This is a genomic window from Nocardioides sp., from assembly GCF_025965415.1.
Taxonomy (GTDB): domain Bacteria; phylum Actinomycetota; class Actinomycetes; order Propionibacteriales; family Nocardioidaceae; genus Nocardioides.
This window is the reverse complement of record NZ_JAOPWY010000135.1, coordinates 1-18,568: the sequence shown is the minus strand read 5'-3', so window position 1 is coordinate 18,568 and position 18,568 is coordinate 1. Positions and strand designations below refer to the sequence as shown.

16 protein-coding genes and 1 tRNA gene are annotated in these 18,568 nt (G+C 72.4%); 8 read left to right on the top strand and 9 right to left on the bottom strand.

Going from position 1 to position 18,568, the window contains the following annotated elements:
• On the top strand, window positions 1-1,269 hold a 1,269-nt coding region (locus tag JWN97_RS14130), incomplete at its 5' end, for an ABC transporter ATP-binding protein (RefSeq protein ID WP_297623706.1).
• Window positions 1,266-3,182, top strand: coding sequence for an ABC transporter ATP-binding protein (locus JWN97_RS14125; protein ID WP_297623703.1), 1,917 nt, complete (start codon window positions 1,266-1,268; stop codon window positions 3,180-3,182). The genes JWN97_RS14130 and JWN97_RS14125, both read left to right, overlap by 4 nt.
• Window positions 3,183-3,294: 112 nt before the next feature.
• Here JWN97_RS14125 and JWN97_RS14120 read toward each other — a convergent pair whose 3' ends face one another.
• Window positions 3,295-4,524 (bottom strand): homogentisate 1,2-dioxygenase domain-containing protein, encoded by a 1,230-nt coding sequence (locus tag JWN97_RS14120; RefSeq protein WP_297623700.1) that lies wholly within the window; start codon window positions 4,522-4,524, stop codon window positions 3,295-3,297.
• 65 nt (window positions 4,525-4,589) lie between these two features.
• Here JWN97_RS14120 and JWN97_RS14115 point away from each other — a divergent pair, with 65 nt between their 5' ends.
• From JWN97_RS14115 to JWN97_RS14095, 5 genes are read left to right on the top strand one after another with little or no spacing between them, the layout of a single operon-like run.
• Window positions 4,590-5,465, top strand: coding sequence for a hypothetical protein (locus tag JWN97_RS14115; RefSeq protein ID WP_297623697.1), 876 nt, complete (start codon window positions 4,590-4,592; stop codon window positions 5,463-5,465).
• The gene (fahA, locus tag JWN97_RS14110) at window positions 5,462-6,682 is read left to right on the top strand and encodes a fumarylacetoacetase (protein ID WP_297623695.1); all 1,221 of its coding nucleotides are present in this window, start codon (window positions 5,462-5,464) and stop codon (window positions 6,680-6,682) included. Before JWN97_RS14115 ends, fahA begins: the two co-directional genes overlap by 4 nt.
• 41 nt (window positions 6,683-6,723) lie before the next feature.
• Window positions 6,724-7,632: a metallophosphoesterase gene (locus tag JWN97_RS14105; RefSeq protein ID WP_297623693.1), complete on the top strand. Its 909-nt coding sequence runs from the start codon at window positions 6,724-6,726 to the stop codon at window positions 7,630-7,632.
• Between the two features lie 9 nt (window positions 7,633-7,641).
• Window positions 7,642-8,322: a histidine phosphatase family protein gene (locus JWN97_RS14100; protein WP_297623691.1), complete on the top strand. Its 681-nt coding sequence runs from the start codon at window positions 7,642-7,644 to the stop codon at window positions 8,320-8,322.
• Window positions 8,323-8,351: 29 nt separating this feature from the next.
• Window positions 8,352-8,555 (top strand): sigma factor-like helix-turn-helix DNA-binding protein, encoded by a 204-nt coding sequence (locus JWN97_RS14095; protein ID WP_297623689.1) that lies wholly within the window; start codon window positions 8,352-8,354, stop codon window positions 8,553-8,555.
• On the opposite strand, the gene JWN97_RS14090 is transcribed toward JWN97_RS14095, so the two are convergent.
• The 4 genes from JWN97_RS14090 to JWN97_RS14075 form a co-directional block, all read right to left on the bottom strand.
• The gene (locus JWN97_RS14090; protein WP_297623687.1) at window positions 8,552-9,892 is read right to left on the bottom strand and encodes an MFS transporter; all 1,341 of its coding nucleotides are present in this window, start codon (window positions 9,890-9,892) and stop codon (window positions 8,552-8,554) included. The genes JWN97_RS14095 and JWN97_RS14090 overlap by 4 nt on opposite strands.
• Window positions 9,889-10,842 carry a carbohydrate kinase gene (locus JWN97_RS14085; protein WP_297623685.1) on the bottom strand — a complete coding sequence of 318 codons (954 nt, stop codon included), beginning with the start codon at window positions 10,840-10,842 and terminating at the stop codon, window positions 9,889-9,891. Before JWN97_RS14085 ends, JWN97_RS14090 begins: the two co-directional genes overlap by 4 nt.
• Before the next feature lie 20 nt (window positions 10,843-10,862).
• On the bottom strand, window positions 10,863-12,113 hold the full coding sequence (locus JWN97_RS14080) for an AGE family epimerase/isomerase (RefSeq protein ID WP_297623683.1): 1,251 nt from the start codon (window positions 12,111-12,113) through the stop codon (window positions 10,863-10,865).
• Window positions 12,114-12,182: 69 nt separating this feature from the next.
• Window positions 12,183-12,264: transfer RNA gene (locus tag JWN97_RS14075), tRNA-Tyr, on the bottom strand.
• Window positions 12,265-12,347: 83 nt separating this feature from the next.
• Here JWN97_RS14075 and JWN97_RS14070 point away from each other — a divergent pair.
• Window positions 12,348-12,839: a YajQ family cyclic di-GMP-binding protein gene (locus tag JWN97_RS14070; protein ID WP_297623681.1), complete on the top strand. Its 492-nt coding sequence runs from the start codon at window positions 12,348-12,350 to the stop codon at window positions 12,837-12,839.
• Between the two features lie 614 nt (window positions 12,840-13,453).
• Here JWN97_RS14070 and JWN97_RS14065 read toward each other — a convergent pair.
• The 4 genes from JWN97_RS14065 to JWN97_RS14050 form a co-directional block, all read right to left on the bottom strand.
• Entirely contained in the window at window positions 13,454-15,904 is a 2,451-nt protein-coding gene (locus JWN97_RS14065; protein WP_297623679.1) for a hypothetical protein, read from the bottom strand.
• Entirely contained in the window at window positions 15,901-16,827 is a 927-nt protein-coding gene (locus JWN97_RS14060) for a hypothetical protein (RefSeq protein ID WP_297623678.1), read from the bottom strand. Before JWN97_RS14060 ends, JWN97_RS14065 begins: the two co-directional genes overlap by 4 nt.
• An 86-nt stretch (window positions 16,828-16,913) precedes the next feature.
• Window positions 16,914-17,471 (bottom strand): B12-binding domain-containing protein, encoded by a 558-nt coding sequence (locus JWN97_RS14055; protein ID WP_297623676.1) that lies wholly within the window; start codon window positions 17,469-17,471, stop codon window positions 16,914-16,916.
• A 150-nt stretch (window positions 17,472-17,621) separates the two neighbouring features.
• Window positions 17,622-18,568: TOBE-like domain-containing protein (locus tag JWN97_RS14050; protein ID WP_297623674.1), on the bottom strand; the 947-nt coding region annotated here is incomplete at its 5' end.

Here is an 18,568-nt window from a genome sequence, read left to right as displayed (position 1 = left end):
CAGCAGGGCGAGCGCAGCCGCAACTCCGAGCTCACCTCGATGGCCACCGACATCGTCGCCGGACTCCGCATCCTGCGCGGGATCGGCGGCGAGGAGACCTTCGGCCGCAACTACGCCGACCAGTCGCAGGCCGCCCGCCGCGCCGGTGTCTCCTCCGGGATCTGGCAGGCCGCGGTCGAGGCCGTGGGCGTGCTCTTCTCCGGCGTCTTCCTCGTCAGCCTGGTCTGGCTCGGCACCCGGCAGGTCGACGCGGGCGAGCTGACGGTCGGACAGCTGGTGAGCTTCCTGGGCTACGGCCTCTTCATGGTCGGGCCGATCCGCACCTTCTTCGAGCTCGCCCAGAAGGCCACGCGAGCGCTGGTGAGCGCACGCCGGGCGATGGCGATCTTCGAGCAGCGGCCGCCGTGGCGCGAGCCCGCCGACCCGCGGCCGCTCGACGGGCGTCGGGAGATCGTCGACGACCTCAGCGGCTTCACCGCCCACCCGGGCGAGCTCACCGTGGTGGTCAGCGCCGTGCCGGAGCAGAGCTCGGCGCTGGCCGACCGCCTCGGCCGCTACCTCGCGCCGGACACCGACCCGGTGGGCGAGGACGACGGCGAGGCGCTCAAGGGCCGGGCGGCCCGCCTGGCCAGGGCCGACCGGGAGCGGCGGCGCGCCCGGATCGCCGCCCGCGACGAGGAGGCGGCGACGCGCGAGTGGGGCGTGCGCCTCGGGGGCGTGGACCTGTCGGCGGCCCGGCTCGACGACGTACGGCGCCAGGTGCTGGTCAGCGACACGGGCAGCAGCCTCTTCGCCGGCACCCTGCAGGACGCCATCGACCCGCACGGCCGGCTGACCCGCGAGCAGGCGGAGACAGCGCTCCGGGTGGCCAACGCCGAGGACGTCTACGACGCGCTGCCCGAGGGCTGGCAGGGACAGCTCGACGAGCGGGGCCGCGGTCTCTCCGGCGGCCAGCGGCAGCGCGTCGTGCTGGCGCGGGCGATCGCCGTCGACGCACCGATCCTGGTGCTCGTCGAGCCGACGTCTGCCGTCGACGCCCACACCGAGGCGCGCATCGCCGAGCGGGTGAGCGAGCTCCGCCGCGGCCGGACGACCGTCGTGTGCACGGTCTCGCCGCTGTGGCTGCACCACGCCGACCGGGTCGTGCTGCTGAAGGACGGGCAGGTCGTCGCCGAGGGCGAGCACGCCCACCTGCTCGAGCACGACCCCGCCTACCGCGACGTCGTGGTCAGGTCGCTGGACGACGTCGACGAGGAGGTCCCGTCGTGACCGACCTCCTCGCGACCTCCCCCGACACCTGGCGCGACCGCACCCTCGACGAGCCGGTCGTGCCGCCCGAGCTCGTCCCGCCCACGAGCGGCACACCTCGCGAGCGCGTCCGCGCCTTCTGGCAGCGCCACGACGTACGACGGCAGCGCGCAGAGGACGTCTACACCGCCTCCCGCAACCCCGAGCGGGGCTGGCCGGTCGCGGGCAACCGCGAGGTGCTGACGTTCTTCCGCGACCTCCTGGCGAGCCGCCGCAGGGCGTTCGCGGCCCTCGTCGTGCTCAACGCGCTCGCGGCCGGTGCCGGGCTGGTCGTGCCGCGCCTGCTCGGTGAGCTGGTCAACACCACCGTCGACGGCGGCGGCCGGCCGCTCGGCCAGCTGGCCCTCGTGATCATCGGCGTCGTGCTGGCGCAGGCCGCCTTCACGTTCCTGGCGCAGCGCACGTCCACGTTGTTCGGGCAGGATCTGCTGTCGACGGCCCGCGAGTTCATCGTCCGCACCATCCTGCGGCTCCCGCTCGGGGCGGTGGAGAGCGCGAGCACCGGCGACCTCGTCACCCGCGTCACCCGCGACGTCGGCACGATGAGCCGCTCGGTGCAGTTCGGCCTGCCCATGGCGATCATCTCGCTGCTGACGGTGGTGCTCTCGGTCGGCGCCATGCTGCTCAACTCCGTGGTCCTCGCGGTGCCCGCGCTGCTCACCTTCGCGACGTCGGGCTGGGCGGTGCGGACCTACCTGAGGCGCGCGCCGAAGGGCTACATCACCGAGGGCGCCACCTACTCCCGCATCAACACCACCCTCACCGAGACGGTCGAGGGCGCCCGCACCCTCGAGTCGCTGGGCCTCTCCCGCGTCCGCGTGCGCGCGGGCGACGCCGACATCGAGGTGTCGGCGCAGGCCGAGCGCTACACGATGTCGCTGCGCAACATCCTCTTCGCCGCCCTCAACTTCGCCTTCCAGACCCCGCGCGTGATCACGCTGCTGGTCGGCGCCTACGCCTACTCCCGCGGCTGGGTCGACCTCGGCCAGATCACCGCCGCCGTGCTCTACGTCGAGGCGCTGGCCGACCCCCTCGACCGGCTGATCGGCGAGATCGACCGGCTCCAGGTCGGCGCCGCCTCCACGAGCCGGCTGCTGGGCATCGCCGAGGTCAGGCCGGACCGCACGCCCGGCGACCGCCTGCCCGAGGGCATCGACCTCGTGGCTGCGGACCTCCGCTTCGCCTACCGCGAGGGGCACGACGTGCTCCACGGCGTCGACCTCCGCCTCGGTCCCGGCGAGCGGCTCGCCATCGTCGGGCCCAGCGGGTCGGGCAAGTCGACGCTGGGCCGCCTGCTCTCGGGCATCAACCGCCCTCGGACGGGCTCCGCGAGCGTCGGGGGCGTCGAGCTGGTCGACCTCCCGCTGGAGGTGCTGCGCACCGAGGTCGCCCTCGTCACCCAGGAGCACCACGTCTTCATCGGGTCGGTGCGCGACAACATCGTGCTGGCACGCGAGGGCTCCGACGACGACGCGGTCCGCGCGGCCCTGAGCGCGGTCGGCTCGCTGCTCTGGGTGGAGCGCCTGCCGCAGGGCCTCGACACGATGATCGGGTCGGGCCGCTACGCCCTGACCCCGGCGCAGGCCCAGCAGGTCGCCCTGGCCCGGCTGATCATCGCCGACCCGCACACGCTGGTCCTCGACGAGGCCACCTCGCTGATCGACCCACGGACCGCCCGGACGCTCGAGGGCTCGATGAACAACCTGCTGGAGGGTCGCACCGTGGTCGCGATCGCGCACCGGCTCCACACCGCGCACGACGCCGACCGGATCGCGGTCGTCATCGACGGGCGCATCGTCGAGCTCGGCAGCCACCACGAGCTCGTCGACCTCGACGGCGAGTACGCCGCCCTCTGGCGCGCCTGGACGTCCTGACGGCGTCAGGGCTGCACCCGGGGTGCTGCGTGGGGTCGGCGTACGTCGCCGCGCACCGGTCGGCGGGGGCGGCGTCCCGGGTGGCGGTGGAGCTGCCCGCTGCCCCGGGCGCCTAGCTGTTGCTGAAGACCGCCGGCCCGCCGTCGCCACCGTCGGCCTCCGGACCGCGGCCCGCCCAGGTCCAGGCGTACGCCGGGTCCTCGACGGCCAGGCCGCCCTCGCCGAGCTCCAGCGGGGCGAACGTGTCGACCATGACGGCCGACTCGTCGAAGTAGTCGGCGCCGAGGGAGGCCTCGATCGCACTCGGCTGCGGTCCGTGCGCGTGGCCGCCCGGGTGCAGGCTGATCGAGCCGATGTTGATGCCCGATCCCTTGCGCGCCTCGTAGTCGCCGCCGACGTAGAACATGACCTCGTCGGAGTCGACGTTGGAGTGGTAGTAGGGCACCGGGATCGCGAGGTCGTGGTAGTCGACCTTGCGGGGCAGGAAGTTGCAGATCACGAAGTTCCAGCCCTCGAAGACCTGGTGCACCGGCGGCGGCTGGTGGACCTTGCCGGTGATCGGCATGTAGTCCTCGATGTTGAACGTGTAGGGATAGAGGCACCCGTCCCAGCCGACCACGTCGAACGGGTGGGTGGCGTAGGTCAGGCGGGTGCCGACGATCCCGGCACTGGTGCGGTGCTTGACCAGGACCTCGACGTCGGAGCCCTCCGCCTGGAACGTCTCCGCCGGACCGTGGAGGTCGCGCTCGCAGAAGGGCGCGTGCTCGAGGAACTGGCCGAAGCGCGAGAGGTAGCGCTTGGGCGGGTGGATGTGGCTGTTGGCCTCGATCGCGTAGAGCCGCGACGGCTCCGCCGGCACCCACCGGTGGTCGGTCGCGCGCGGGACGAGGACGTAGTCGCCGGCGCGGTAGGGCACCACGCCGAAGACGGTCTCGACCGTGCCGGTGCCGGCCTCGACGTAGACGCACTCGTCGCCGATGGCATTGCGGTAGAGGGGGGACGGCTCCGTGCCGGTCACGACGTAGCCGATGCGGACGTCGTTGTTGCCGAGGATCATCCGGCGCCCCTCGACGGGGCAGGCGCCCTGACCGGCCGGGAAGAGGTCGTGGAGCTTGAGGTGGCGCGGCTTGAGCGGGTGGTTGGGCGTGCGCGACTGGTCGGGGAGCTCCCAGACCTGGCTGTCGGTGATCGCGCTTGGCACGCCGCGGTGGTAGAGCAGCGAGGAGTCGGAGGAGAAGCCCTCCTCCCCCATCAGCTCCTCGCGGAAGAGGTGGCCGTCCTCGTCGCGCAGCTGTGTGTGGCGCTGGCGAGGCAGTCGGCCGAGTGCACGGTAGTGAGCCATCCGCCCGCTCCAATCATCCGATTATCGGACGTCGATGTCCGCTATCTGGTGGCTAGAGTAGTCCCGTGGCTCCCCCTCCTGCACCCGTCGATCCCACCCCGCGGCCCGACCCGTGGCCCGACCCGTGGCCCGACCTGTGGCGCGGCCTCGTCGACGACGCGGCGATCTTCCCGCCCGGCGACGTCCCCATCCATGAGGCCACAGCCGCGTGGACGGCGCGTGGCGAGACGTCGTACGCCCCCCTCGTCGGCAGCTTCGTGCTGAGGGACACCGACGTGCCGCTGGCGCGCGGCTTCGGCGCCCCGCTGTCCGTCGTCGTCACCGGCGGCGCAGGCCAGATCGCGGGCCCGCTGGGCGCCGCGACCCGGCTGGGCCTGGAGGTGGCGGGGATCGAGATCGCGGTGCGCGATGCCGACGACCCCGTCGGCAACGTACGCCGCATCGACGCCGCCGCGCGCGCCGCGGACGTCGACGTGCCGGTCTTCGTCGAGATCCCCGGGCCGACCACCGCGGCCTGGCTGGCCGCCGCCGACGAGGTGGCCGCATGCGGCCACCGCCTCAAGCTCCGGCTCGGGCACGTCGACCACGACCTCATCCCCGACGCGGCCACGGTCGCGTCGTGGATCGATGCGGCCCTCGACCGCGAGACTCCCTTCAAGGGCACCGCGGGCCTGCACCGGGCGGTCCGCCACGACCCGGAGGGGGGCGGCACGCACGGCTTCCTCAACGTCATGGTCGCGACCCAGGTGCTGTGGGACGGCGGCACCGTCGCGGACGCGACCGACGCCCTCGAGCAGCGCGACGGCGCCGCCCTCGCCGCGACGGACCTCCCGTCGGTCCGCCGCTGGTTCACCTCGTTCGGCTCCTGCTCGGTGACCGAGCCCCTCGACGACCTGACCGCCCTGGGACTTCTCTCCCCGGGCAGGGCGGAGCTCGCATGAGCACGACACCGCAGACCTGGGTGCCCGGTGCCGCCGGCTCCGGCTTCGACGTCGACCACCTCCCCTTCGGGGTCTTCGCCCGCTCCGGGGAGCACCCACGGGTCGCGGTGCGCATCGGCGACCAGGTGCTGGACCTGAGCATCGTCGCCGCCGCCGACATGGTGGACACGCACGAGCTGTTCGACCAGCCCACGCTCAACCCCTTCATGGCGGCCGGGCCGGTGGTGTGGGACTCGACGCGGGCGTGGATCACCGGCCTCCTGAGCGACCAGACCGAGCGCGACCTCGTGGAGCCGGCCCTGGCGCCCGTCGACTCGGTCACCATGCTGATGCCCTTCACCGTGGGCGACTACGTCGACTTCTACGCCTCCGAGCACCACGCGTCCAACGTCGGCCGGATGTTCCGGCCCGACCAGGAGCCGCTGCTGCCCAACTGGAGGAACCTCCCCGTCGGCTACCACGGCCGCTCGGGCACCGTCGTGGTCTCCGGGACCGACGTGGTGCGACCGTGCGGCCAGCGCAAGGCTCCCGACGCCGACCTGCCGACGTACGGCCCCTCGACGCGCCTCGACATCGAGGCCGAGCTCGGCTTCGTGGTGGGGGTCCCCTCGGCGATGGGCGAGCGCGTCGCGACCGCGGACTTCGCCCGGCACACCTTCGGCGTCGTGGGCCTCAACGACTGGTCGGCGCGGGACATCCAGGCCTGGGAGTACGTCCCGCTCGGCCCGTTCCTCGGCAAGTCCTTCGCCACCTCGATCAGCGCGTGGGTCACCCCGCTCGCCGCGCTCGGTGCGGCGTGGACCGACCTGCCCGGACAGGACCACCCGGAGGTGCTCGACTACCTGCGCGTCGACGGCCCCGCGGGCCTCGACATCGAGGTCGAGGTGGTGCTCGACGGCGAGGTGGTCGCGCGTCCGCCCTACCGCACCATGTACTGGTCGCCGGCCCAGATGCTGGCCCACACGACGGTCAACGGCGCCAGCGTCCGCACCGGCGACCTGTGGGGCTCGGGCACCGTGTCGGGCCCCGACCGCGACCAGCGCGGCTCGCTGCTCGAGCTGAGCTGGGGTGGCAAGGAGCCCTTCACCGTGGCCGGTCGCGAGCGGACCTTCCTCGAGGACGGCGACGAGGTGACGCTGCGCTACTCCGCGCCCGGCACCGGCGGTGGCCGCATCAGCCTCGGCGAGGTCACCGGGCGGATCCTGCCGGCCCGCTGACCGACCACTGACCGGGTCGGGCCGGGTCCTAGGCTGGGGCCGTGAAGCAGCTCGGCCAGTACGCCGCCCCGCGGCATGCCATCGCGCACCTCTCCGACCCGCACCTGATCGGCGGTGGCGGCCTGCACCACGGCGTGATCGACAACGTCGCCAACCTCCGCCGCGCGCTCGACCGGCTCGCCGCCGTACGACTCGCCCCGCAGGCGCTCGTCTTCACCGGCGACCTCGCCGACCGGGCGGAGCCCGACGCCTACGCGACCCTGCGCTCGATCGTGGAGCCGGCGGCCGCCGAGATGGGCGCGACCGTCGTCTGGACGATGGGCAACCACGACGAGCGGGCGCCCTTCGCGAGCGGCCTCTTCGACTCCGACGACGAGGGCTTCCAGGACCGGGTGCACGAGGTGGACGGGCTGCGGATCGTCGCCCTCGACACGAGCGTGCCCGGCTACCACCACGGCGAGCTCCGGCCCGAGCAGCTGGCCTGGCTGGCCGACGTGCTGGCCACGCCGGCCGAGCACGGCACCCTGCTCGCGATGCACCACCCGCCGCTTCCCCTGCCGATGATCCGGGCGGCCGAGCTCATCGAGCTGCACGACCAGCAGGCGCTCGCCGACGTCGTCGCCGGCTCCGACGTCCGCGGCATCCTGGCCGGGCACCTCCACCTGTCGACGTGGTCGACCTTCGCCGGCGTGCCGGTGTCGGTGGCCTCGGCCAGCTGCTACACCACAGACCCCGCACCGATCGACCGGTTCGTCTCGGGCGTCGACGCCGGGCAGGCGTTCACGATGGTGCACGCCTACGACGACCGGCTGGTGCACACGCTCGTCCCGCTCGAGCGGGGCACCGAGGTGAGCCACGTCGGCGCCGACATCGCCGAGGCCGTCGAGGGCGTCCCGATCGAGCAGGCGCGCGAGCTGGCCTCGTCCAAGACCTCTCAGTTCAACAGCTAGGACTCCTCTGTGCGACTGCTCCTGATGCGCCACGGCCAGACCCATGCCAACGTCTCCGGGGAGCTGGACACCGCCCACCCCGGCGTCGACCTCACCGACCTCGGGCGCGCCCAGGCGGTCGCGGCCAGCAAGGCCCTGGACGGCGAGGCCCTCGACGCGATCTACGTCTCCAGCCGGGTGCGCACGCACCAGACCGCGGCCCCGACCGCGGAGGACCGGGGCCTGTCCCTGACGGTGCTCGACGGGCTGGAGGAGATCTCGGCGGGCGACTTCGAGATGCGCAACGACCACGACGCCGTCGCCGGCTACATCGGCAGCGTCGCGACCTGGCTGGAGGGCGACCTGACCCACCGGATGCCCGGCGCGGAGACGGGCGAGGAGTTCCTCGCCCGCTTCGACGCGGCGGTCCGCAGGATCGTGGACGCCGGTCACGACACGGCCCTGGTCGTGAGCCACGGGGCGGCGCTGCGCACGTGGGTGTCCACCCGGATGGAGCCGCACCCCGACGCACCGCCCGCGACCCAGCCGCTGCACAACACCGCGCTCCTCGTGCTCGAGGGCGACTTCGACGCAGGCTGGAGGATGGTGTCGTGGCAGGGCCACCCGGTGGGCGGCGACTACCTCGAGGACCCCACGGCCGAGGACCCGACCGGCGACCTCGACGCCGACGGGGACGGCGAGATCGGCTAGGCCTTGCCCTGTCAGCATATGCTGACGCCATGAGGACCTCAGTGCACACGGGTGACGGCGACGGCGTCATCCCCGAGCTGGCCGCCGTGCGCGAGGCCAAGCGCGAGCTCGCCCGCCGCGAGGAGGTCGCCGTACGACGTGCCCGCAACTCCGGCCTGAGCTGGGCCGAGATCGGGACGCTCCTCGGCGTCACCCGCCAGACGATGCACCGGAAGTACCGGAAGGTCGGCTAGACGCCCTCGGTCCCGATCCCCGGGTGGACGAACGGATCGCCGGCCTTCATCTGCTCGACGGAGCCCGGGTGGACCCGGGCGAGGTGGGCCAGCCCGCGCCGGCGGTAGCGCAGCACCTGGACGATGCCGAGGGCCCAGAAGAGGTACTGCACCGCGAGGGCGAGCTTGAAGTCGTGCAGCGTGTAGGCGTCCATGCCGCCGGGGTTGGAGAGGTCGAGCACGATCCCTATCAGCGCCATGGTGAGAAGCGAGGCGGTGAAGCCGCCGACGTTGATCAGGCCGTTCGCACGGCCGGTCTCGTGCGCCGGGGTGAAGGACCGCGCCAGGTCGAAGGCCACCATCGCGGCCGGCCCCCCGCTGGCCGTGGCGAAGGCCATCACGACGACGAGCCAGTCCGGTGCCGCACCGGGCCACAGCAGCACGGCGGTCCACGGCACCACCATGGCGAGGACGACGCCGACCACGATCCACGAGCGGTAGTAGGGCAGCCGCGACACCAGCCGGGCGAGGGCGAGTCCGCTGACCACGGCCCAGGCCGTCATCGCCATCAGCAGCGTGCTCGCCCCGGTCGGGGTCCAGCCGAGTCCCTGGACGAGGAACGGGTAGCCCCACAGCAGCGTGAAGACCGTCGCGGAGAACTGTGAGGCGAAGTGGGACCACATGCCCAGCCGCGTGCCGGGGTTGCCCCAGACCGTGCGGACCGACCCGGCGAGCGCGCGCAGCTTGATCGCCACCACGTCGTCGCGGCGGTAGGGCGAGTCCTTGACCACCAGCAGCACCGCGACCAGCAGGACCACGCCGAGGCTCGAGGTCAGCGCGAACGCGCGGGTCCAGCCGAGCGTGTGCAGGAGGTACGCCAGGGGGCCGGCCGCGGCGATGGCGCCGAGCTGCCCGGACAGGCCCGTCAGCTGGGTGACCATCGGTGCCTGTCGCACGAGGAACCACGCGGTGACGAGGCGGATGGCGCTGACGAAGACCATCGCGTCGCCGGCGCCCACGACCGCGCGGGACAGGACGGCACCGGTGAAGGACCCGGAGAAGGCGAAGCCGAGCTGCCCGGCCGTCATCAGCACGAGGCCGCAGACCAGCATCGCGCGCGAGCCGAAGCGGTCCAGCAGCACACCCACCGGCACCTGCATGCCGGCGTACACGACGAGCTGGAGCACGGTGAACGTCGCCAGGCTGGTGGCGCTGATGTGGAAGCGGTCGGACGCGATGATGCCCGCGACGCCCAGGGAGCTGCGGTGGAACACGGCCAGGACGTAGACCGCGAGTGCAACCAGCCAGATCACCCACGCCCGCCGCCTGCCGATGTCGTGGATCTGCTCGGCACTCACCCCTCGCGCGCTCCGGCGCCGCCCAGGGCGGCGGTGAGCTCGGCGCGGTCGGGCGGGTCCGCGCCGGGGCGCGAGACGGTGACCGCGGCACCGATCGCCGCGGTCGTCACGACGTCGAGGACGTCCCGGTCGGAGAGCGCCCGCAGCGCATCGGCACCACCGGGGCCGCTGACACCGAGGGCGAGGAGGGTGTCGATGAGGACCCCGCTGAAGGTGTCGCCCGCGCCGACCGTGTCGGCGACCACCACGGGGACGCCGGGCACCTCCAGCGTGGTGCCGTCGGGGCGTACGGCGACCGCGCCGTCACCGCCGCGGGTGACCACGACGAGACCGGGGCCCCGCGTCGCCCAACGGGTCGCGGTGGCCACGGGGTCGACGTCGGGGAAGAGCCACTCGAGGTCCTCGTCGCTGACCTTGACGACCCCGGAGAGTCCGACCAGCTCCTCGACCCGGGCGACCGCGGCCGGGTGGTCGGGGGTGAGGGCCGGGCGGGCGTTGGGGTCGAGCGAGACCAGGGCCCGCCCGTGGTGGCTCCGCACCGCCTCCAGGACGACGTCGGCACCGGGGGCGAGCACCGTCGCGATCGAGCCGACGTGGAAGACGTCGCAGTCCTGCCGCGGCACCTCGCCGAGGTCCCAGGCGAGGTCGAAGTCGTAGGTCGCGGCGCCGGACTCGTCGAGCGTCACGGCCGCGCTCGACGTCCGTCCGCTGCCCGGCTGCTGCGCGAGCACCGTCACCCGGCTCGCCTCCAGCCAGGAGCGCACGAGCCGGCCACGGGCGTCGTCGCCGAGCACCGTCACCAGGTGGACGTCGTGGCCGAGCCGGCCCAGCGTGATCGCCACGTTGGCGGGACTGCCACCGGGCAGGTCCTGGGGGTTCCCGTCGCGGTCCGGCACGACGTCGACCAGCGCCTCGCCGACGACGAGGACCCGCGGCTGTGCGTCCGTCATGGTCCCCATCATGCCGCTGGTCACGCGCGGGCCGACAGCGCCACCGCCCGGGCGAGACCCGGGGCCAGCGGGAGTCGCGGGAGCAGGGTCGCCTGCACGGCGTGGTAGAGGTCCGGCTTGCCAGGCCACACCGCCGCCTGCGGCCGGTTGGCGGCGTCGAGCTCGTGGTGCCAGGAGCCGTGCTCGACGTCGCGCAGGTGCTCGACGACGTAGCGCCACCAGGCGGCGTACTGCTCCGCGAAGGCGCCCTCCCCCGTGCGCCGGTGGAGTGCCGTCGCGGCCGCGATGCCCTCGGCCGCCACCCAGTGCATGCGCTCGCGCACCACCGGGACGCCGTCCCAGTCGGTCGTGTAGACGAAGCCCGGCTCGCCGTCGACGTGCCAGCCGTCGGCCACCGCCCGGTCGAAGAGGACGCGCGAGGTGGCGAGCAGGCCGGGCGGGGCCGCGTCGCCCAGCGCGGCCTCGACGTGCAGCAGCAGGCGCGACCACTCGAGGCCGTGGCCGACGGTGGCGCCGAACGGCTTGAAGGGGTCGTCGGGGCGGTCCCGGTTGAGCTCGAGGTCGGGCGTCCAGTCCGGCCCGAAGTGCTCGGGGAGCCGGCCGTCGTACGACGCCGCGAGCCGGGTCGTGAGCTCCGAGATCCTGCCGGCTCGCTCGTGCCAGACGCGCTCTCCCGTCACGTCGCCCACCGCCAGCATCGCCTCGACGGAGTGCATCGCCGCGTTGAGGCCGCGGTAGGGCACCGGGGCGGTCCACTCCCGGTCCCACTCGTCGAGGACCAGCCCGGCCTGCTCGTCCCAGAAGTGCCGCACGAAGACCTCCGTGGCCTCGACGAGGAGGTCGTCCGCACCGGGCAGCCCGGCGGTGACGCCGGTGGCACCGGCGAGCATCACGAAGGCGTGGGCGTAGCAGGACTTGCCGGTCTCGCCGTCGGGCGTGCCGTCGGCGCCGACGGCCCCGAACCAACCGCCGTGCCGGTCGTCGTGCAGCGTCGTACGCAGGCCCTCGAGCGCCGCGGTCGCGACGGACGCGCAGCCCTCCACGCCGAGCAGGGTGCCGAGGCCGTAGACGTGGACCGTGCGGCTGGTGATCCAGGTGTGGACCGGGCGGCCGAGGTCGGGGGCGCCGGTGTCGTCGAGCCACGCGGCACCGCCGACCGGGTGCGCGATCCGGCGGCCGAAGTCGAGGAGGCGCCGGCACTCGGCGTCGAGCCAGTCGTCCGTGGGCCCCACCGGCATCGGGGAGGGGAGCGCGATCACCCGTGAAGTCACGCAGACTCCGGGGCGGCGGTCAAGAAATGGCCACTCCCGGACTCGCGCTGCGAGTCCGGGAGTGTGGTGTGGCAGGTAGAGGATTCGAACCTCTGTAGGCGTTGCCGGCTGATTTACAGTCAGCTCCCTTTGGCCGCTCGGGCAACCTGCCGGGCCGTGCGGAACAATAGCAAGGCAGAGACACCGCTACGAATCGCCGGGGCACCCCGGCAGCCCCATGAAGGAGGCAACACCATGGCTGACTCGAGCTTCGACATCGTGAGCAAGCTGGACCGCCAGGAGGTCGACAACGCCCTGAGCCAGGCGGCTCGCGAGATCGCCACTCGTTTCGACTTCAAGGGCACCGGCGCGTCGATCGAGTGGAAGGGCGAGAAGGCGATCGAGATCACCGCGTCCGCCGACGACCGCGCCAGCGCCGTGCTCAGCGTCTTCCAGGACAAGCTCATCAAGCGCGACCAGAGCCTGAAGATCCTCGATGCCTCCGAGCCGCGCCAGTCCGGCCAGGTGTCCAAGATCGACATCGTGCTCAAGGAGGGCATCACCTCCGAGGACGCCAAGAAGATCGGCAAGCTGATCCGCGACGAGGGCCCGAAGGGCGTCAAGGCGCAGGTGCAGGGCGAGGAGCTGCGCGTCTCGTCGAAGAAGCGCGACGACCTGCAGGCGGTCCAGCAGCTGGTGAAGTCGCAGGACTACGACTTCGCCGTGCAGTTCACGAACTACCGCTGAGCTCGCCGGTCACCGCACCACCCCCACCGATCCGTCATCGCTGGTACGACGGCCCCCACGGACGACAAGCCGCGCTGCTCCTTGGCTGGCGACAGGTTGACGGCCACTACAGCCGTCGGATCGCTGTTGCCTGTCTCGAGCCTGGGGGATGGATCAGCGTGGAGCTGTGGGTGGACCAGGGGATGCGTTGCCCCGCTCGACCTGATCGGCCCGGTTCACGCTCGCCAGCGCAATGACCACTCCGGCCGTCGCGGGGACGGCTTCTCGTCCGATCAGAGCTGTGCGCGCCTGTGAGCCTGTGCGGTGCCTGGTGTTCCCGACAGCGCAAGACCACCCCCCGGCGATGACGCGACGGGGTGGTTCTGCTTCGGAGTGGGTCGCGCAACCCGCCCGGTCCCAACAGTTGTTCAAGTGGATCCACGGAGACCCCCGCCCGCCGTTCCGTGGGGTGCGACGGGCGGGCCACCGGGTCATCCGGACTGGGAGGCTCCGCTTGCGCTGGACCAGTCGGTGGAAACCGTCACCGGCCCTCCGGGAGATCGTTGTCACGAGCAGAGACCATCCCCATGCCTCGGAGCGGCCGGAGCCGATCGAGCCCGGCGCGACGGAGCTCCTCAGGTGGTGTCGCTCGAAGGGCTGGGGGACGCGCTCCCGGTCGGGCTCGGTGTCGGAGAGCTCGTCTCCGACGGTGCGGTGGGGCTCGGCGTGGGCGAGGTCGTCTCCGACGGCGCGACCGGTGACTCGCTCGGCGACTCGGTGGGCGAGTCGGTCGGCGAGTCGGTCGGCGAGTCGGTCGGCGTGGCTGTCGTCGTCTCGTCGCCGGGAGCGGGCGAGGTCGACTCCGTGGGCTCGCTCAGCGGTCCTTGGTCCTCCTCGATGATGTCGAGGATCTGTTGCTCGTACGCCGTGAGCTGGGTCTGGATCTCGCCGAGCGGCACCTGGGCGATGGTGGCGCCGTACGCCGCGATCTGCTGCCACAGCGCCTCGACCTGGGCGATCGCGTCGTCACCGAGCGGTCCGTCGAGCGTCACGAAGAGCTGGACCGCGAGCGCGTAGGTCAGACAGCTGGTGCATTCGTAGTTGACGGCCACGGACAAGTTCTGTGGGACGGCGACGTTCGCATCGCCGACCACGAGCACGACCTGGAAGGCGACGGAGACCGCAGCGCAGTTGTCGCAGCTTGCGGCGGCAAACGCCTCGTTGGTGTTGTCGACGGGCTCCTCACCGTCGGCCCAGACCAACGCGAAGGCCACCGCGTAGGTGGCGGTGTCATCGGTGGTGTTGACCGACAGCGCCTGTGTGTCGCCCTCACCCGGTGCCAAGGGCTCGTCGAACGGGAAGATCCAGGTGTCGGGTTCGGTCCCAGTGGGGGGCGTCCCGACGTCCCCATCCCCCGTCTCCGGCTCCTCCGGAGCAGGAGTGGGCGTGTCCTCGGTCGCTGCCGTCTCGGACGCGGTGGGGTCCGGTCGTCCGGTCGTCGGGATCTGCTCGACCGTGGCGGTGCCGTCGTCGGGGATCAGCACCGTGGCGAGCTGTGGCGCGTCGCGGGTGGGCAGCGCAGTGTCGTCCGGCCACATCACCGTGCCGACGCCCTCGCTGCCGACGTCCACACCGGTCCGGGAGCCCGTCCCGGGCAGCACGCTCGTGAGAGTGCCGGACTCGTACGCCTGGATCGGTCGGTAGCGGTCGGGGGACGGCCACCAGGCGACGGCCAGTCCGGCCAGGATCGCGAGAGCGGTGAGCCCGGCGACGGCGCGCCTCAACGGCTTGCCGTCGGTGCGTCGCCACGCGGCCACGCCCACCTGACGGAGCACGCGGACGAGGACGTAGGCAGTGGCAGCGATCGGCAGCAGCACGATCAACGCGGCGAGGCCACGCGCCACCGCACCCACCAGGTCGCCGTCGCCGAACGCGAGCGCCATCTGCTCCTGCTGGGCGCGAGCGCCCGCCCACGCCGTGCCGACGAGCCGCGGCAGGGTCACGATCATCATCACCGTGACACCGAGGAGGACCGGCACCACGGTCAGCACCCACGCCGTGACCACCACGCGGGCCCAGGGCTTCAGCGCCCTGGCCTCCGGATGCGTGGGACGCCAGGGGACCATGCTGCGGAGGATCGGTCCGATCCGCTGGAACAGGTCGGGAACTCCGGTCAGGTCGGCCAGCACGTGGTAGCCGTCGAAGCGAACGAAGGGCAGGAGCTGTCGGAGCATCTGGAGCATCTGCGTCGCCACCAGCAGCAGGATCGCGTCGTACCTGGTCGCCCACCACACGCCCGCTGTGGCGACGGCAACGATCGCATTGAAGTAGAGGCCTCCGAGGTCGGTGCGCAGTCGGCCTGCCCGACCGAGGCGGTACGAGTCGGTGACGTCGGTGTAGAACGCCGGCCACACGAGATAGAGCCCGGCCCCCATCACGCCCGGAACGGCACCGCCACGGCGGGCGGCGGCGGCGTGGCCGAACTCGTGGAAACCCGCGGACAGGACGGTGATGGCGAGGACGGCGAGCAGCAGGCCGGGGCGGGCGAAGGCCTCGTGGGTGGCGGAGGCCAGACCCTTGTCGAAGAGCACCCACCACGTGATCCAGCCGAACACTGCAAGAACCGGGAGTACGACACCCAGGTTGAACAGGGCGGCGAAGGGTGTGGTGATCCGCCGGGTCTTCTCCTCATCCGTGACCGCGAGCTTGAAGCGCAGGCCCAGCAGTGGGTTGCTGCGCCGGAGGTCGGGTGCCGAGCCGTCCTCACGGACGGCCAGTCCCATCGGACGCAGCTTGTCCACCAGCTCGCGGGCGTTGTCCTCCGACACGGGCTTGCCGGTCTCCTGCGCGACGACCGAGGCGATGTCGGCATAGGAGCGCCGGCCGTCGAGGGCCGACAGGGTGGCGTACAGCAGAGGCGTGAGCTGGACGGTCTGTCCGTCGGCCCTGCGGGCGAGGGCGGGTGGCGTGCGGTAGCCGGACCCCTGCATCTCGCCGATCAGGACGATCCCGTCAGCGCGTGCGGGCGGCCCGACGCCCCCGACGCCGGTCGTACCGGCGACCGGGGGCGAGGTTGCCTCGGTCACGGCTGGGGCTGGGGCTGGTCAGCCTGTGAGATGTCGGAGGCCTGGTCAGCACTCGCGGACGCCTCGCCCTCGATGCTCTGGTTGATGATCGCGTCCTGCTGGGAGACGGCGACGGCGTTGCTGTCGATCGACCCGATGTTCGCCGCCACGGCTGCGTCGATCGGAGCAGCCACATTGGCGTTGGCCGCCACTGCGCCGTTGATCGGGGCCGTGATGTCGGCATCCGCGGCCAGGTCGACGTTGACGTTGAGCAGGTTGCCGTCCCCGAACCCGCTGAGACCATCGGTCACCCCACCGACGCCGTCCGTCACCCCGTCCGTCACCCCGTCCGTCACGCCGTCGGTCACCCCGTCCGTCACGCCGTCCGTCACGCCGTCCGTCACGCCGTCGGTCACGCCGTCCGACACGCCGTCGGTCACCCCGTCCGTCACCCCGTCCGTCACGCCGCCGAGACCATCGGTGGCCCCGCTCACCCCGTCAGTCACGCCGTCCGTCACACCGCCAAGGCCATCGGTGGCGTCGGAGGAGTCACTCGCAGCCGTGGCAGCGACGGGCGCGTCAGGCGTCTCGGCACCGGTCGTGGACTCGGTGCCCGGGGTGGCGCCCTGCTCGATGCTGCTGTCCTGCGTGGACTCGGCCGTGGCGTCGGCGGTGATGTCCTGGTTGATCATGACGCCCTGGTCGGACAGCGCCTGAGCGGTCGAGCCCTCGGAAAGGATGTTGGCGCCGACTGCGGCGTCAATGGGGGCGGCCACGTTGGCATTGGCAGCGACCGCCAGGTCGATCGGGGCGGCGGCGTCGATCGCGAGGTCGAGGTCGGCATTGAGGTCGAGGACCGAGACGACCTCCTTGTCCGGGAGAGCCGTCGCGCTCTCCGCCTCGAGCTCGGCGGCGGAAAGTCCTTCGGACGGGCTGGCATTCATGGAGGTCCCCCTTGGTTCGCGAAACTGGACACGGGGACGCTAGCCGTGGAGCCAGAGTGCGCACCTCACCCCTCTGGGCTCCGATTTCACCAACGGCCGCTGAGCTCGCCCAGCGCGCCGACGAGGAACACCACGGCGCGCACCGGGTCGTCCGGCAGGGCGGTGGCGCCGATCTCCGCCGCGACCTGCTCACTGGCACCCCGACCGGCGATGTAGAGCGCGTGGTCCTGCGACATGCGAAGAAACGTGGTGGCCTGCGCGCTGAAGGCGGTCGAGCGCGTGGGCGCGAGCACCACCGCGTCGGCGTTCGCGGCGCGGGCTGCGGTGAGGACGGCGGGGATCGGGGTGTCGGCGCCGAGGAAACGCGCACGTACGCCACGCTCGCGCAGCATCAGCGCCACGCACAGCAGCACCATGTCGTGGCGCTCGCCCGCAGGGCAGGCGAGGAGCACGACAGGGGACGGAGCCGACGCGTCGTCGAGCCCGTGCTGCAGCGGCAACGACGACAGCGCCGACAGCTTGCGCCGCAGCATCTCGCTCACGAAGTGCTCGTGCGCCACCGACAGCGTGCCCGCCTCCCACCGGTCGCCGACCTCGCGGAGGAACGGCAGCACGACACCGGCCACGGCCCCCGACAGGGGCATGTCCCAGAAGAGCTTGGGATGGCGTGCTCCGCCGCCTCGGCGTCGAAGGCCTCGACCGCCGCCCAGAGCTCGTCCTTGGAAGGGGTGTCCACGGGCGAACGCTAGTGGCTCGGCGGCCCCCACGGGACGTCCGCCCCGTCGCTCACCGGGTCACCCCGCAGCAGCCATGCGCGGGACGACGGCGGCCCCGTCCGCAGGGGTGAGCCAGACCGTGTCGCCGTCCTTGATGTCCAAGGAGCGCGAGTGGGTCCGGGTCATGACGACCGACACCTCCTCGCCGTCCACGGTCAGCACCGTGAGCCTCACCTCGAAGCCCACGCGCAGCACGCGCGACACCGTGCCCTCGACGGCGCCCGCCAGCTGCGGGGAGCGCGCGACCTCGACGTCGTGAGGCCGCAGGACGGTCCCACCGAGCTCGGTGACCTCACCGAGGAACCTCATGACGAAGTCGTTGGCCGGCTCGTCGTAGAGCTGGTCGGGGCTGCCGACCTGCTCGACCCGGCCGTCGTTGATGACCACGATCTCGTCGGCGACCTCGAGGGCCTCCTCCTGGTCGTGGGTCACGAAGATCGTGGTGGTGTGCACCTCGTCGTGCAGTCGGCGCAGCCAGTCGCGCAGCTCCTTGCGCACCTTCGCGTCGAGCGCGCCGAACGGCTCGTCGAGCAGGAGGACGCTCGGCTCCACGGCCAGGGCCCGGGCCAGCGCCATGCGCTGCCGCTGGCCACCGGAGAGCTGGGAGGGCATCCGGTCGCGGAACTGCGAGAGGTGCACCAGCTCGAGGAGCTCGGACACCCGCTTCTCGATCTCGGCCTTGGGCCGCTTGCGGATCTCGAGGCCGAAGGCGACGTTCTTGGCCACCGACATGTGCTTGAACACCGCGTCGTGCTGGAAGACGAAGCCCACGTTGCGCTTGCGCGCCGGCAGGTTCGTGGCCTCCCGGCCCTCGATGGTCACGGTGCCGGTGTCGGCGGTGTCGAGCCCCGCGATGATCCGCAGCAGCGTGGACTTGCCGCCGCCCGACGGGCCGAGGAGGGCGGTGAGCTGACCGGTGGGCAGCGAGACGGTGACGTCGTCGAGCGCGACGAAGTCACCGAAGG

Coding starts and splice junctions, on each gene's coding strand:
- JWN97_RS14120 (WP_297623700.1), bottom strand. CDS start 4,524: ATGGCTCACTACCGTGCACTCGGCCGACTGCCTCGCCAGCGCCACACA.
- fahA (WP_297623695.1), top strand. CDS start 5,462: ATGAGCACGACACCGCAGACCTGGGTGCCCGGTGCCGCCGGCTCCGGC.
- JWN97_RS14095 (WP_297623689.1), top strand. CDS start 8,352: ATGAGGACCTCAGTGCACACGGGTGACGGCGACGGCGTCATCCCCGAG.
- JWN97_RS14085 (WP_297623685.1), bottom strand. CDS start 10,842: ATGACGGACGCACAGCCGCGGGTCCTCGTCGTCGGCGAGGCGCTGGTC.
- JWN97_RS14070 (WP_297623681.1), top strand. CDS start 12,348: ATGGCTGACTCGAGCTTCGACATCGTGAGCAAGCTGGACCGCCAGGAG.
- JWN97_RS14060 (WP_297623678.1), bottom strand. CDS start 16,827: ATGAATGCCAGCCCGTCCGAAGGACTTTCCGCCGCCGAGCTCGAGGCG.
- JWN97_RS14055 (WP_297623676.1), bottom strand. CDS start 17,471: ATGCCCCTGTCGGGGGCCGTGGCCGGTGTCGTGCTGCCGTTCCTCCGC.